The sequence below is a fragment of the Sphingomonas anseongensis genome, assembly GCF_023516495.1.
Lineage (GTDB): Bacteria > Pseudomonadota > Alphaproteobacteria > Sphingomonadales > Sphingomonadaceae > Sphingomicrobium > Sphingomicrobium anseongensis.
On the sequence record NZ_JAMGBC010000001.1, the window covers coordinates 724,672 to 737,962 of the forward strand.

Below are 13,291 nucleotides of genomic sequence, written 5' to 3' on the forward strand. Positions count from 1 at the left end.
CAAGTGAAGAAAGCAGCAGCAACGGGAATTGGGTTCGCAGCATTGCTCCTGGCGTCGGCGGCACAGCCGCAGCCCGCGGGCAGCGATTACAGCGTGCTGATCCGCGGAGGCACGATCTACGACGGGTCGGGAGGACAGCCTTTCGTCGGTGACGTCGCGATCAAGGACGACAAGATCGTTTACGTCGGGCCCAGCGCGCCCGGCAGCGCGGCGAAGGTCGTCGACGCTACCGGTGAAGCTGTTTCTCCCGGCTTCATCAACATGTTGAGCTGGGCAGTTGAGAGCCTGATCGAAGATGGAAGGGCGCTCAGCGACATCGACCAGGGTGTGACCCTGGAGGTTTTCGGCGAAGGCGATTCGATGGGTCCTCTCACGCCCGAAATGAAGGCCAATGCGCTCAAGCGCCAAGGCGACATAAAATATCCGATCCGGTGGACCACCCTCGCCCAATATCTCGACTGGATCACCAAACGCGGAATCTCGCCCAACGTCGCCTCTTTCATCGGCGCGACGACTGTCCGGGTTCACGAGCTTGGCGAAAAGGACGTCGACCCGACGCCGGCGCAGCTCGAGCGGATGCGGGCGCTTGTGCGGCAGGCGATGAAGGACGGAGCCCTGGGCGTCGGATCGTCGCTGATCTACGCGCCGGCCACCTATGCGGAGACTCCGGAGCTGACGGCGATCACGACCGAGGCTGGCAAGTGCGGCGGGATGTACATCAGCCACATGAGGTCCGAGGCTAACAAGCTCATCGAGGCGATCGACGAACTGATCCAGATCAGCCGCGATTCCGGCGCTCCGGCGGAAATCTATCACTTCAAGCAGGCAGGAAAGCCAAACTGGAACAAGCTCGACGCTGCTATCGCCCGAGTCGAAGCGGCCCGAGCCTCGGGGCAGCGCATTACCGCCGACATGTATACCTACACCGCGGGAGCAACCGGCCTCGATGCGGCAATGCCGACTTGGGTCCAGAGCGGCGGCCTTGAAGCGTGGATCAAGCGGATGAAGGACCCGAAGGTCCGCGCCCGAGTGATCGAGGAGATGCGCACCCCCACGAACGAGTGGGAGAACCTCCTGATCCTCTCCGGCGGAGCGGAGAACGTGCTGCTGGTGTCGTTCAAGAACCCCAAGCTCAAGCCACTGACCGGCAAGACGCTCGCTGAAGTCGCCAAGATGCGCGGCAAGAGCCCCGAGGAGACGGCCATCGAGCTGGTCAGCGAAGACAACAGCCGCGTCGGGACCATCTATTTCCTGATGAGCGAGGACAATGTGAAGCGCGAGGTCGGCCTGCCGTGGATGAGCTTCGGCTCCGACGCGGAAGCGCCTGCTCCGGAGGGCGTGTTCCTAAAGTCGAGCACGCACCCACGCGCATACGGGAATGTCGCGCACCTGCTCGGCCACTACGTCCGCGACGAAAAGGCTGCGACCCTGCAGGACGCGATCCACCGACTGTCGTGGCTTCCGGCGACCAACCTGGGGATCCGCGGCCGCGGCGCGCTGAGGCGCGGCTATTATGCCGACGTGGTCGTCTTCGATCCCGCGACGATCAAGGAGAATGCGACCTATGCCAAGCCGCACCAGCTCGCCACCGGCGTGAACGACGTGTTCGTCAATGGAGTCCAGGTGCTCAAGGACGGCACGCACACCGGAGCGAAGCCGGGGCGTGTCGTCCATGGCCCGGGATGGACCGGATGGCCCGACGGCGGGGCTTGCCACTAGCCATCGGCGGCTTCGCCCAATAGGGCGCGGGCATGGACAGACAGGCTTACTTCTTCTGCGGAATCGGTGGCAGCGGAATGCTTCCGCTAGCGTCGATCCTCCGGGCTTCCGGGGCCAAGGTCGCCGGTTCCGACCGGTCGCTCGACGCTGGCCGCACCGCCCCCAAGTTCGATTATCTCCGCTCGCTCGACATCGACCTGTTTCCGCAGGACGGATCGGGCCTGAGGCCGGGAGAGACCTTGGTGACCTCCGCGGCAGTCGAGGACACCGTGCCGGATGTCGTTCGGGCCAATGATCTCGGCCTTGCACAAATGCGCCGCCCGGAGCTGCTCGCAAAGCTCCTCAATCAGGCGGGACACAGCGTCGCTGTCGGCGGGACCAGCGGCAAGTCGACGGTTACCGGCATGATCGGCTGGATCCTCCATGCGTGCGGCCGCAAGCCGACGGTGATGAACGGCGCGGTGATGAAGAATTTCATTACCGACGAAGCACCGTTCGCAAGCGCCCTGGTCGGCGACAGCGACCTGTTCGTCAGCGAGGTGGACGAGAGCGATGGGTCGATCGCCTTGTACCGGCCGGAAGTCGCCGTGCTGACCAACATCAGCCTCGACCACAAGGAAATGGCTGAGCTTCGCGGGTTGTTCGCCGGCTTCCTCGCCGCCTCCCGCAAGGCGGTGGTCAACCTGGATGACCCGGAGACTCGGGCGCTTGGCGATGCTGTCCCCGGCGAGAAGGTGGTCGGATACGGATTCGATTCTCCCACAGCGGACTTCGCCGGGCGGAATCTCGAACTGCTTCCAGTGGGCGTGTGCTTCGACGTCGACCATGACGGCAAGCGTCACGAGGTCCAGCTCAAGGTCCCGGGCCGGCACAATGCGTCCAACGCGCTCGCCGCCATTGCCGCCGCTCGCCAGCTTGGCGTGCCCGTCGGCGACTCGGCTGCCGCGCTGGGACGGTTCGAAGGTCTCCGCCGCCGCCTCGAAACCGTGGGCGTGGCCGGCGGAGTGACGGTGATCGATGATTTCGCCCACAATCCCGACAAGATCGACGCCACCCTGGCCACCCTTCGCGCGCACGAGGGGCGGCTTCTGATCATGTTCCAGCCGCACGGTTACGGCCCGATCGCGAAGATGGGCGAGCAGCTAGCGGAGAGCTTCGCGAAGGCGATGGGCACCCACGATCGGCTCTACCTGCCCGACCCGGTCTATCACGGCGGAACGGTCGACCGCTCGCGCGGGTCGGAATGGCTGGCGGAGCAGATTCTCTCTGAAGGCGCCAATGTCGAGCATGTGGCCGACCGCGCGGCGATCGGCGAGAAGCTGTTGTCGGAAGCGCGGGAGGGCGACCGGATCGTTATCATGGGCGCCCGCGACGACACGCTTGCCGAGTTCGCCCGCGAGCTCGTCCGGCGGCTTGGCTGAAACCGGCTCGCCTCACGAAGGTTGAGGCCAAGATGGCCGGATATGTCACAGGCTGGAAACTCCCCCGCAACGGCGAGCGCGAGCGGCTGCTCGAGCGCTTCCCACCCAAATATGAGCGCACGATCGCCGACCATGTGACTCTCCAGACCGGAGCGACGGAAGACACGCCCCTGCCCCGCGACGTCGAAGCGCGCATCGTCGGCCATGGCGATGACGACGACAGCCTGGAGTGCCTGGTCGTGGAGATCGACGGGACAACCGACCGGCCGGACGGGTCGACCTATCACATCACTTGGTCGCTCGGCGAAGGACGGCGGGCGAGGGAAAGCAATGACGTGCTCCGCGAGCGCGGCTGGCAGCGGCTGGACAGGCCGATTCCGATTGAGCTCGAGGCGGCGAAGTTCAAATGGTGACGAAGCAGCCGCACCTGTTCCTCGACTGCGACGGCGTGCTGGCCGACTTCGATGCCGGGGCGAAGGCGACCTTGGGCATGACTGCGGCGGTCTTCGAGGAACGGCATGGCAGGGGGGAGTTCTGGAAGCGCCTGGCGCGAGCCCCGAATTTCTACGGGGACCTGCCGGAGATGCCTGACGCCCAGCAGCTGTTCGAGGCTGTGAAGCACCTTAGGCCGACGATCCTGACAGGCCTGCCGCTGGGCAAATGGGCAGCCCCGCAGAAGGAGCACTGGGCAGCCGAGCATTTCCCCGGTGTGCCGATCATCACGACCATGGCGCGGCAGAAGCATCTGCATATGGATCCAGGCGACGTGCTCGTCGACGACCGGGAGAACCACCGACACCTGTGGGAGGACGCCGGCGGCATCTTCATCCATCACAAGAATGCGGCAGACTCGATCCGCCAGCTCGCGGAAATCTATCCGTCGGTGAAAGTGGAACCTTAGATCTGTCCTACGCTGCGGCGCGGACGTCGACCTTCTCTACCCACTCCAGCCAGAAAGCCGGCTCGCGGCTGGACCAGCCCGGCGCGGTCGCAGCGCTCTCGCTGATCGACTGGAGGAGAGTCCTGCGGCGATCCGGGTGAAGGTGCGGAAGCGCGGCCGCCGAGCAGAAGGCAGCCGGAAGCCACGGGCGCGCCGAAGCCCCGATCAGCCGCTCGTAGAGGAAGCGGAAGGCAGCGAAATTCGGAAGCCGGTCCTGGCCGAGGTCGAAGGCGGCAAGAGTGATCAGCGTGCCGATGAACGGCTCGATCATGTCGAGGCCGCTGTCATCGGGAACCTGCATGCGAAGATGGTCGAGCTGCTTGTAGAGGCGCGCCTGGGCGCGGATCGAAGCCGCCTCACCCTCGTCGCGGGCCCAGCAGTCGATCGGATCGCGGCGTCCGTAGGCTACGTCCAGCGAGCGGCGGATGTACCGCTGGGTCGCTTTCGAGAAGCCCGCAAACTCCTTCATTTCCGAGAGCAGCAACGCGCCGTTGGCTGGCTGGCTGGTCCTCGTAATCATGATCCCGACTCCTTTTGCCCGAGCAGGATCATGCGGTTTTTACAGTTACGTATTGCTTAACCACTTATCCCACCCCCGTTCATGATTGAATCAGAGGGGGGACCGGTGCGCAACGTTAATATTTCACGGACCGCCGGAACAGCAGTCGTGTGTTGATTATCAGCAACGCATCGAAACGCGCGCGTTACGATTCGCTGGGCTCAGTCCTCGTCGAAAGTGGATGAAGGCACCGGCTCCGAATGCTCGGGCTGAACCACCGAGGGTGGGTCGGATGCATCCATGGACTCGTCGCTTCCAACGTCGACCTTGGCGTCGCAATCGTGGGGATTTTCGCGCAGCTTCCGTTCGAGCTCCCGCTCAGGCGCTGCTGATTGAACAGCAGGCGGCGGCTGGCGCTTCTTGGTTGGCACGTCGGTCATTGGCTCGCTCCCGCAATCATTTTGAATCCACAACGAGCGGACAGGAAAAGCCGTTCCGGCAGCTGGACGCTTTCGACCGGTGGCTCGGCAGGTTCTGCGAACACGCGTGCTGCGCAATGGCGGGCCGGGCCGTCGAGGCTTAAGAGGCAAAGTATGAAACCGCTTCAGCATCCGCTTCGGGAACGCACCCTCGCCGATTGGCCGCTGGCGGTGAAATCCATCTTGGGTTTTTGGCTCTTCTACGCCTTGACCGTCGTGCTTCGGGCCTTTCTCGGCCGAGATCCTCAAACGGTCCTTGAAAACAAGGCGCTGACGATCGGCGTTGGAATTGCGCTGACGTTCGCAATCTATCTGAGCCTTGCGCGGCTCACCCGCGGTGCAAGCCTTCGCCGGCGAGCGGTCATCGCCACGGCCTCCTCGATCGCGGCGGCTGCTGCGATGGCCGCCATCCTTTTGTATGCCGACCGCTACCAGGACAAGCCGCAGGACGAGGTCCACTACGTCTCGCTGGAGGGGTACCGGATCACCGAACTCGGCAATTCCGAGCGGATCGAGCGCGATGGCCATCCGCCGCTTGTCATCACCTGGCCGGACGTCAACGCACTGGAGCCCTATACGCAGTTCCGGATCGCGACGGATTCAGTCGTCGCCTGGCTGTTCTTCTTCATGGCGTGGAGCGCCTATTACCTGGCGATGCAGGCGCAGGGGCAGGCGCTGAACGCGCAACGGCGAGCCGCCGAAGCGGAAACCGCGGCGCAGACGGCGCAGCTTCGGGCACTCCGGTACCAGGTCAATCCGCACTTCCTCTTCAACACGCTCAATTCGCTGTCTTCGCTGGTGATGACGGGGCGAAACGACCGCGCGGAGGCCATGCTCCTGGCGCTTTCGACCTTCTTCCGAAGCAGCCTGTCGCTCGATCCTGCGGCGGACATCAGCCTTGCGCAGGAGATCGACCTCCAGCGCCTTTACCTCGAAATCGAGATGACCCGCTTCCCTGACCGGCTGAAGGTCGAGATCGACGTTCCCGAAGAGCTGGAGTCGGCTCGCCTGCCCGCGCTGATCCTGCAGCCGATCGTCGAGAATGCGATAAAGTACGGAGTGTCGAAGACCCGCCAGAAGATGCTGGTCCAGATCAAAGCAGAGAACCTGGGCAACCGCCGGATGGCGATCACCGTCACCAACCGGCTTCTCAACGGACGCAAGAATGCGCTTCCAGCTGCCACTCATGAAGGCACGGGGCTTGGCCTCACCAATGTCACCGAGCGGTTGGAGACGCGCTTCGGAACCAAGGCCCAGTGCCGGTCCGGTCCGACCGCAGAGGGTGGCTACAAGGTGACCTTGACGATGCCGGTCGAGGGCAATGCCTGACTCCCCGTCGTTGAGGGTGCTGGTCGCCGACGACGAGCCTCTCGCAGCGGAACGCCTGCAGGTGCTTTTGTCGCGGACGAAGGGCGCAACCCTCGTCGGTACCGCTAGCGACGGAGAATCGGCCGTTAGCATGGCCAAGGCGCTCGAGCCGGATGCGCTGCTCCTCGATATCGCAATGCCGGGACTCGACGGGATTGACGTCGCACGGTCGCTCGCAAGCCAAAGGCCCACCCCCGCCGTCATCTTCGTGACCGCCTTCGACCAGTTCGCGGTCGCAGCGTTCGAAGTGGCTGCCGTCGATTATCTGATGAAGCCGGTCGAGCCGGATCGACTGCAGCGAGCGCTGGACCGCGCCCGCGACTATGTCGATCACCACCGAGCGCCGTCGACTCAGGCCGCGGCCCCGTCGGAATGGATCGACGAATTCTGGGCATCCGACCTCAGCGGTCTCGTCAGGATCGCCGCCCGAGACGTCGACCGCGTATCGGCCGAACGCGATTACATGCGGCTTCACGTCGGCCGCCGAAGCTGGCTGATCCACCATTCGATGACCGCGCTCGAGGAAGGGCTGGACCCTTCCCTGTTCGTTCGGCTCCATCGCTCGGCGATCGTCCGAAAGGACTTCATCATCGGCTTCAGCCGGAACCCCTCCGGGCGCTGGATCGCAAGGCTCGGCGACGGGACCGAGCAGCCGGTCGGCCGCCTCTATTCGGATCGGGTCCGGGCGATCGCCGGACGCTGATGCGCGGCCGCCACGCGCCCGGAGACGCGCAGCGGCCTGCAATCACTCATCGCGCAATGACAGTAATGGTTGCCGGAAGGGCGGTCACCGATGGGTTCCGGGCGGCCGCCAGGGCCGCATTGAACGCAGGCTGCGCATCGGCGATCGCCTGAGTTCGGCACACAACCGTCGCTTGGCGCAGAGCCAACTCACGCGAGTCTTCTATCTCGCATACGATCCGGGCAGCGGAAGAGATTCTCCGCTCGAGGATCCAGGCGCCAGTTTCGGAGCCGAGGTTGAGATCTGCGTACGATACGCGAACCGAATTTGACACCGAGGCCTGGCTGACGGTCGGCACTACGAGGGCCGAGGCGACGAGCAAGGCGGCAATTGCCGAAATGGTCTTGATCATGTCGCATCTCCTTTGGCGACGCGGCGGCTGGGGGCTTGATGATTCGCCGCGCCGCGAGCCTTTGATGCGCTTGTCCGGCGGCCAAATCGCCAGGTTGTCGACGGGCAGGAGGCGAATTGTCGGCACGGCTACAAACGGCGTCCGTGAGAGTCCGAACCGACGAACGGAGGTAACCGGGCTACGGGTTTACCTTGATCTGCCGACCACCGCGGCCAACGCAACGTCGAGGCACACATTGCCAAGCGTCCGGATCACGTCGGGGATCATCTCCACCGCCACCAGCAGCGCCAGCGGGCCAATCGGCGCGCCGAGCGCAATTGCGATCGGAGCGATCGAGCTGATGTAACTGATCTCGCCTGGCAGGCTGATCGCAGCATAGCTCATCACCGCGCCGACGGCGGTGGCAGCAAGTATCGCGCCGAAGCCCGGCTCCATCCCAAGCGCGTGCGCGACATAGACCGCGACCGCGATGTTCATCGCCGGCCCCGTGCCGCGGAACAAAGCGACTGCGATCGGAAGGCTGACGTCGGCGACCTCGTCGCGAATGCCGAGTTCGCGGGCACTGGTCAGCATGGCCGGAAGGCAGGCCAGCGACGAGCGCGTGGAAATGGCGATCCCCTGCGGGGGAAGCAGCGCTTTGGCAAACCGGACCAGCGGGACTCCTCCGACGGCCACCGCGATGGGATAGGCGGCGAGAGTGACTACCAGCCCAACGGCGCAAACCACGAGCAGGTAGTTGAACAGTGCGGCGAAGGCGGTACCTCCCGCTGCGGCGCCAAGCCCGAAGGCAAGGGCGAGAACGCCGACGGGCGCGAGCCACAGCACCCAGCCGATGATCACAAGGAAGGCGTCGCTCACTGCGGCGAAGAAATCGACGATGCTCTTCCGCCTAGCAGCGGCGATGCGGGTCGCGGCGAGAGCGAACAGCACCGTGGCCACCACTAGGGCGAGGATGTCCGAATTGGCCGCAGCCGAGACGATGTTCGGCGGGATCAGCGCCTTGAAGAAGGAGCCGAGACTCTGCCCCGCGCCAGCGGCGGCGGAAGTGCCGGCCGAGACGCTGGACCGAAGCGCCTCGGCGGCTTCGGGCGACACGGGCACCAGCTGGACGAGCAGCAGGCTCAGGACCATGCCGACGATCGCCGAGGAGGTCGACAGGATGACTATCCACAGGACCGCGCGGCCGGCGATCCGCCCGCCCCGAGCGGCTTCGGCGCTTGCCGCTATGCCGGTAATCAGCAGCGCCACGATCAGCGGAACCACCGTCATCTCGAGCGCGGATAGCCACAGCCCTCCTACGGTCGAAGCGACCTGGGCGAAAATGTCGCGCGCCTCGGGAGACGTTCGCGAGCTCAGGATCCCAAGCAATATTCCCGCGACCAGGGCCGCCAGCACCAACGCCGGCTTCGGTGCCCTGATCGTCGGCTGCCCGCTATCGCTCAAGCGGGCTTCCGGAACTTGAAGATGAAGCGGTCGGTTTTTCCGCGGATCTTCTCGTCGAACACGTTGAGCGTGTGATCGTCGGCCGGATTGCGAAGGATGTTGCTTTCCGCCTCAAGAACGAAGCCGGCGCGCTGGAAATCTGCCTTCACTACGGCCGGATCGATCCGGTGATATTTCTCGACCGTCGCTCGCGGGTCGTCGTTGGGGCTTGCGACATGGTCGATGATGCCGACCACCGCGCCCGGCTTCATCGCCGAGTAGAGCGCCTTGACCCATGTGTCCGGGTCCATGCGTGGGATCTTGCGCTCGGGATTCTGCCAATAGACGTCATGGTAGTCCATGTTCATCATCAGGAAGTCGTAGCGGTTCGTGCCCAGCAGCGGGTTCTCGAACGGGCTGGAAATCAGCGCGACGTTCGGCTGGCGAGCGGCGAATTCGGCGAACTCGGAGCGGCGTTTGTCGTTCATGAATTGCGTCGCTTGCCACACCACGACGGAGCCGTACGGTCCGACGACGGGCGCCATGATCTCGGACCAGTAGCGGTTGGCGCCGAACATATCGATCGCGTTCATCCCCGGCTGTAATCCGAAGAACTCAAGGACCTCCGCGGGCTTTCGGGATTCGTCGAGCTTGACATTGTCGGCCGTCCGAGCCGGGCTCGCGACGGCCGCGGCGATCGGGCTTTCGGCAATCGCGACATGCTCAGTCGTCCCGGCTGGAAGCGGCGTGCCGCCGGACTGTGCCCAACCCGCGGCAGGCGCGCAAAGCAAAGCGGTCAAGAGCGCGAATCCACGATATCGAGCCATCATCGGTCCTCCGTAAGCAGAGGCTTATCGCGCCGCCGTAACGAGCGCCAGCGAAAGCGATTTGCCGCGAATCGGACTGCCTTGCTACAGTCGCCGCTTCCAACGGCAAGGGGGGTTCGCCGATGGCTACCGTAGCTGTTTCAACTCAGGATCGCCTTGCGTCGGAGCGCAAGTTCTACACGCGGATGGCACTGTTCCTGGTGCTCATCGTCCTGCTCGGTTTCGGGCCCAGTTTCTACCTGCGCGGTGTCGTCCCGCCCTACCCGCGACCGAACCCGACGCTTCCGCCCTCGGTGATATTCCACGGGCTCGTGTTCACCGCGTGGATGGGAATTTTCATCGCCCAGACCCAGCTCATTTCCGCGCGCAAGCATAAGCTGCATATGCGCCTCGGCATCGCCTGGGTCGCGTTCGCAGTCCTGATGATTGGCGTCATGTACATGACGGCTGTGTGGGGCGTTGCGCGTGGCAGCAATCCTCCCTTCACCACGTCGCTGGAGTGGACGATTGTCCCGCTAGCGGTGATCCCGTCCTTCGCTTTCCTGATCGAGGAAGGCTGGAGACGCCGGCGCGAGGCTCAGTGGCACAAGCGGCTGATGCTCGGCGCTTCGATCCTGGTGGTATTCGGCCCTGGGTTCTCGCGGATCCCGCTGGCGCCGCCGACGTTCGCCGGATTTTTCATCCAGCTGTTCGCGGGCATGTTGCTGCTGTTCACGCCGCTGTTCATCTGGGATCGGAAAACGACCGGCAGGGTTCATCCGGCTACTTGGACCGCGTTCTGCGCGTGCGCGGTCGCGGCGACTATCCCGATGGTGCTTATGGGCACCCACAGCTGGGCGCCGATCGCCGCGATGCTTCCGGGCGTCGGAAGTTAGGCGGCGGCCGTGGTCCGCTCCGCCGCCATCGCCTGAAGAAGCTTCAACGCGGCATGCGCTGAGACAGCTGCACCCTCCTGCCATGCGGGCTGGTAGCTCAGATGCTCGCCCGCGAAGACGATCGGCCCTTCGGGCTTGAACAGCTCTGAATACTGGGGCCCGCGGGGACCCTGCCCGCCATTGCCGGGCCACAGCGGACTGACGCCTTCGGAATAAGGCGTCCGGCCCCATCGCACCGTTACCGGCTTCGACATGAGCTTGGACTTGCCGGGATGCAGGGCTTCGATGGAGTCCCGCACGATTTTGAACTGCTCTTCGTTGCTGAGCGCGGCGAAGGCGTCCGGATTATCCTGGTTGGTCCAGCCGGCGACATAGGCGCCGACGAGCACGCCCTTGTGCTGGTTGAAGCCGTTGGACGGATAGATGACGTTCTCGTTCTTCCGGTCGGTCCAGGCGAGGCCGCCGAAGATTTGGTCGTCGCTCTCCCAGAACCGCGGGCTTTCGAAAGCCACCTTCACGCTCTTGAAATAGGCGGGCGCGCTCGAGATCGCGGCTTTCTTCGCGGCTGAAAAATCATTCGGAATTCGCGACAGGAGGTTCATCGGGAGAGTGCAGACGCAATAGTCAGCTTCGGTAACCTGGGGCCCGTGCTCAATGCGGACGCGATCGCCCGACCTGCGGATGGCGGTGACCGGAGTCCCGAACCGCACCAGGGGCTTCACCTGCTCGTAGATCGCGTAGGCGATCCGATCCATTCCGCCGACCGGCTGGAGCATCGTCGCCTGCATGTCGGGGATAAACTCGAAGACGTGCGGGAGGCCTATGGCGGGAGTGGGCAAGGTCTCGCGAAGGCTCAGTGGCGGCAGGTCGCTGGGTGCCTGGTCATAGGCTCCGGGTTCGACTGCGTAGCCGGAGGCTCCGCCGACATTCTGGTAGCTGCCGTCAGGCGCGAGCCCGCCGTAGAATTGCAGGAAACGGCGGAACTGGGCGAGCTCCGACTTGGGCATTGCCTGGTCAAGCGCATGCTGGTCGATGGCCTTGGCGAGCAAGCCAACGATGTGTCCCTGAAGGTCGAGAACCATCCGCCGGTCCTGCCGGACCTTGCCTGCGAAGTCCCAGCTGGCGTTGCGGTTGGAATTGACGAACGTTTCCATCGGAACGCCGAAGCGCCGCGCATAGCCGAGGATGACGCGGTGGGAGGACGGGATGCGGGCGGCGCCTGCGTTGAAATAGAGGCCCTCGTCGAATTCCGCGCGCTGGATCGGCATTCCGAATTGCTCGACATAGTCGCCGCCGCGGACCGTCCACACGCGCCCGCCGACACGGTGGCGCGCCTCAAGGACCGTAACGTCGTAACCGGCGCGTTGTAGCTCGAAGGCCGAGACCAGTCCGGCGATTCCGGCGCCGAGGATGACCACGGACTTGCCGCGCCCGGCACCCGGCGGAAGCTCGAAATTCTCGGCATTTGCGGGCGTGGGGATCGCGAGCCCCAGCATTTCCATCGCGGCGTAGGCGGCGCCGACGCCCCCTGCCGCCCCGATTCGCTGCAGCAGCCCCCGACGCGTCAGTGCCATGGCAGTTCTCCCCCACGCACTGACTGCACCGAATCCCCGCCCGTCGCAATTTTCTCGGCATCGCGCATCGGCTTCGATGCTGGGGCGTTCTTGTCATGAGCAATCACCAGAGAGGAAATTTCAATGGACAACGACGCACAGGTTGGCGTTCTCGAAACGCTGACGACGACGCTGATCGACAGCGTCAACGGCTATCAGGAGGCAGCGGAAAACAGCGAAAACCCGCGCTTCCAGGAGCTTTTCCGCGAACATGCGGGCGAGCGCAGGCAGGTGGTTGAGTCTCTCCGTTCCGAAATTCGCCGTCTCGGAGGCAATCCGCCCGACGACGGCTCTTTCATGGGCAAGACCCATCAGACCTGGCTTGACCTCAAGGCCGCAGTGACCGGCCGCGACGACGAGCGGGTGATCAACTCGGTCGAAGCCGGTGAGGATTATCTCAAGGAGAAGTTCGAAACCGCGCTCGGTAGCGGCGACCTCAGCCATGAGGTCCGCCAGGTGGTCGAACAGGCGTATCAGTCAGTCCGCTCAGGACACGACCAGATCAGTCGGATCAAGCACAGAATGGAAGCTCAAGACTAACTGTAAGCAACGGGCGGCGGCGCCCCCGCCGCCCGCACTTGCCTTCGCAACCTAATTTGGCCAGGCACGTTTCCGGACGACGCGCTTGGGCTGGGCGCGAGTCGACCAAGCGGAGGCTTTCGATGAAACCAGCTCTTTTCCTGATCGCTGCTCTTGCATTCGCAGCGCCCGGTGCGGCGCAACCGCCTGCCCCGGCGGTTCCCGTCCAGCTCTACAGCTTCGGGTTCAACCCCTCGCCGATCGTGCTTCGAGCCGGCCAGCCGGTGACCATGGTATTCACCAACGTCTCCGGCGGCGGCCATTCGTTCAAGGCGCCGGCGTTCTTCGCCCACTCGCGGATCGTCAACGGAACTACGATGAAGGGCGAGGTCCACGTGATGCCGCACCGGAGCATGTCAGTGACCCTCATACCGGCGCGCGGCACCTACCCTGCGCATTGCAGCCATTTCATGCACGACCAGATGGGAATGCACACGACCATCTACGTCCAATAG

General features: G+C 64.3%; 15 protein-coding genes. 9 read left to right on the forward strand and 6 right to left on the reverse strand.

Annotated elements, in window-relative coordinates:
* The first annotated feature begins 3 nt into the window (after positions 1-3).
* The 4 genes from LZ519_RS03700 to LZ519_RS03715 are packed head-to-tail and all read left to right on the forward strand — an operon-like array spanning position 4 to position 4,041.
* Complete coding sequence (locus LZ519_RS03700; RefSeq protein ID WP_249867375.1) at positions 4-1,719, forward strand: N-acyl-D-amino-acid deacylase family protein; 1,716 nt, start codon at positions 4-6, stop codon at positions 1,717-1,719.
* A gap of 32 nt (positions 1,720-1,751) precedes the next feature.
* Entirely contained in the window at positions 1,752-3,140 is a 1,389-nt protein-coding gene (locus LZ519_RS03705; protein WP_249867376.1) for a UDP-N-acetylmuramate--L-alanine ligase, read from the forward strand.
* Positions 3,141-3,172: 32 nt separating this feature from the next.
* Complete coding sequence (locus LZ519_RS03710; RefSeq protein ID WP_249867377.1) at positions 3,173-3,553, forward strand: hypothetical protein; 381 nt, start codon at positions 3,173-3,175, stop codon at positions 3,551-3,553.
* On the forward strand, positions 3,547-4,041 hold the full coding sequence (locus LZ519_RS03715; protein WP_249867378.1) for a 5' nucleotidase, NT5C type: 495 nt from the start codon (positions 3,547-3,549) through the stop codon (positions 4,039-4,041). The genes LZ519_RS03710 and LZ519_RS03715 overlap by 7 nt, the downstream gene beginning before the upstream one ends.
* A gap of 7 nt (positions 4,042-4,048) precedes the next feature.
* Here the strand turns inward: LZ519_RS03715 and LZ519_RS03720 are convergent, their stop codons facing one another.
* Together LZ519_RS03720 and LZ519_RS03725 are read right to left on the reverse strand one after the other, a co-directional pair.
* Positions 4,049-4,600, reverse strand: a complete 552-nt coding sequence (locus LZ519_RS03720; RefSeq protein ID WP_283937284.1) for a hypothetical protein — start codon at positions 4,598-4,600, stop codon at positions 4,049-4,051.
* Between the two features lie 200 nt (positions 4,601-4,800).
* The gene (locus LZ519_RS03725) at positions 4,801-5,019 is read right to left on the reverse strand and encodes a hypothetical protein (protein WP_249867379.1); all 219 of its coding nucleotides are present in this window, start codon (positions 5,017-5,019) and stop codon (positions 4,801-4,803) included.
* A 153-nt stretch (positions 5,020-5,172) separates the two neighbouring features.
* On the opposite strand from LZ519_RS03725, the gene LZ519_RS03730 reads away from it, so the two are divergent.
* Positions 5,173-6,387, forward strand: a complete 1,215-nt coding sequence (locus LZ519_RS03730; protein WP_249867380.1) for a sensor histidine kinase — start codon at positions 5,173-5,175, stop codon at positions 6,385-6,387.
* A complete protein-coding gene (locus LZ519_RS03735) occupies positions 6,380-7,129 on the forward strand; it encodes a LytR/AlgR family response regulator transcription factor (protein WP_249867381.1) in 750 nt (249 codons plus the stop codon). Before LZ519_RS03730 ends, LZ519_RS03735 begins: the two co-directional genes overlap by 8 nt.
* 46 nt (positions 7,130-7,175) lie before the next feature.
* Here LZ519_RS03735 and LZ519_RS03740 read toward each other — a convergent pair whose 3' ends face one another.
* The 3 genes from LZ519_RS03740 to LZ519_RS03750 form a co-directional block, all read right to left on the reverse strand.
* On the reverse strand, positions 7,176-7,520 hold the full coding sequence (locus LZ519_RS03740; RefSeq protein WP_249867382.1) for a UrcA family protein: 345 nt from the start codon (positions 7,518-7,520) through the stop codon (positions 7,176-7,178).
* A 186-nt stretch (positions 7,521-7,706) separates the two neighbouring features.
* Positions 7,707-8,963 carry a dicarboxylate/amino acid:cation symporter gene (locus LZ519_RS03745; RefSeq protein WP_249867383.1) on the reverse strand — a complete coding sequence of 419 codons (1,257 nt, stop codon included), beginning with the start codon at positions 8,961-8,963 and terminating at the stop codon, positions 7,707-7,709.
* A complete protein-coding gene (locus LZ519_RS03750; protein ID WP_249867384.1) occupies positions 8,960-9,772 on the reverse strand; it encodes a class I SAM-dependent methyltransferase in 813 nt (270 codons plus the stop codon). The genes LZ519_RS03745 and LZ519_RS03750 overlap by 4 nt, the downstream gene beginning before the upstream one ends.
* A 119-nt stretch (positions 9,773-9,891) precedes the next feature.
* Here LZ519_RS03750 and LZ519_RS03755 point away from each other — a divergent pair, with 119 nt between their 5' ends.
* Positions 9,892-10,644, forward strand: coding sequence for a hypothetical protein (locus tag LZ519_RS03755; protein ID WP_249867385.1), 753 nt, complete (start codon positions 9,892-9,894; stop codon positions 10,642-10,644).
* Here LZ519_RS03755 and LZ519_RS03760 read toward each other — a convergent pair.
* Positions 10,641-12,218, reverse strand: a complete 1,578-nt coding sequence (locus LZ519_RS03760; RefSeq protein WP_283937285.1) for a flavin monoamine oxidase family protein — start codon at positions 12,216-12,218, stop codon at positions 10,641-10,643. The genes LZ519_RS03755 and LZ519_RS03760 overlap by 4 nt on opposite strands.
* A 123-nt stretch (positions 12,219-12,341) precedes the next feature.
* Between LZ519_RS03760 and LZ519_RS03765 the strand changes: the two genes are divergently transcribed.
* Complete coding sequence (locus tag LZ519_RS03765) at positions 12,342-12,797, forward strand: ferritin-like domain-containing protein (RefSeq protein ID WP_249867386.1); 456 nt, start codon at positions 12,342-12,344, stop codon at positions 12,795-12,797.
* A 122-nt stretch (positions 12,798-12,919) separates the two neighbouring features.
* The gene (locus LZ519_RS03770; protein WP_249867387.1) at positions 12,920-13,291 is read left to right on the forward strand and encodes a cupredoxin domain-containing protein; all 372 of its coding nucleotides are present in this window, start codon (positions 12,920-12,922) and stop codon (positions 13,289-13,291) included.

Excerpts from the sequence above, each read along its gene's own strand:
- LZ519_RS03710 (WP_249867377.1), top strand. The coding sequence starts at position 3,173 with ATGGCCGGATATGTCACAGGCTGGAAACTCCCCCGCAACGGCGAGCGC.
- LZ519_RS03740 (WP_249867382.1), bottom strand. The coding sequence starts at position 7,520 with ATGATCAAGACCATTTCGGCAATTGCCGCCTTGCTCGTCGCCTCGGCC.
- LZ519_RS03715 (WP_249867378.1), top strand. The coding sequence starts at position 3,547 with ATGGTGACGAAGCAGCCGCACCTGTTCCTCGACTGCGACGGCGTGCTG.
- LZ519_RS03730 (WP_249867380.1), top strand. The coding sequence starts at position 5,173 with ATGAAACCGCTTCAGCATCCGCTTCGGGAACGCACCCTCGCCGATTGG.
- LZ519_RS03750 (WP_249867384.1), bottom strand. The coding sequence starts at position 9,772 with ATGATGGCTCGATATCGTGGATTCGCGCTCTTGACCGCTTTGCTTTGC.
- LZ519_RS03720 (WP_283937284.1), bottom strand. The coding sequence starts at position 4,600 with ATGATTACGAGGACCAGCCAGCCAGCCAACGGCGCGTTGCTGCTCTCG.
- LZ519_RS03725 (WP_249867379.1), bottom strand. The coding sequence starts at position 5,019 with ATGACCGACGTGCCAACCAAGAAGCGCCAGCCGCCGCCTGCTGTTCAA.
- LZ519_RS03765 (WP_249867386.1), top strand. The coding sequence starts at position 12,342 with ATGGACAACGACGCACAGGTTGGCGTTCTCGAAACGCTGACGACGACG.
- LZ519_RS03705 (WP_249867376.1), top strand. The coding sequence starts at position 1,752 with ATGGACAGACAGGCTTACTTCTTCTGCGGAATCGGTGGCAGCGGAATG.
- LZ519_RS03735 (WP_249867381.1), top strand. The coding sequence starts at position 6,380 with ATGCCTGACTCCCCGTCGTTGAGGGTGCTGGTCGCCGACGACGAGCCT.
- LZ519_RS03755 (WP_249867385.1), top strand. The coding sequence starts at position 9,892 with ATGGCTACCGTAGCTGTTTCAACTCAGGATCGCCTTGCGTCGGAGCGC.
- LZ519_RS03760 (WP_283937285.1), bottom strand. The coding sequence starts at position 12,218 with ATGGCACTGACGCGTCGGGGGCTGCTGCAGCGAATCGGGGCGGCAGGG.
- LZ519_RS03770 (WP_249867387.1), top strand. The coding sequence starts at position 12,920 with ATGAAACCAGCTCTTTTCCTGATCGCTGCTCTTGCATTCGCAGCGCCC.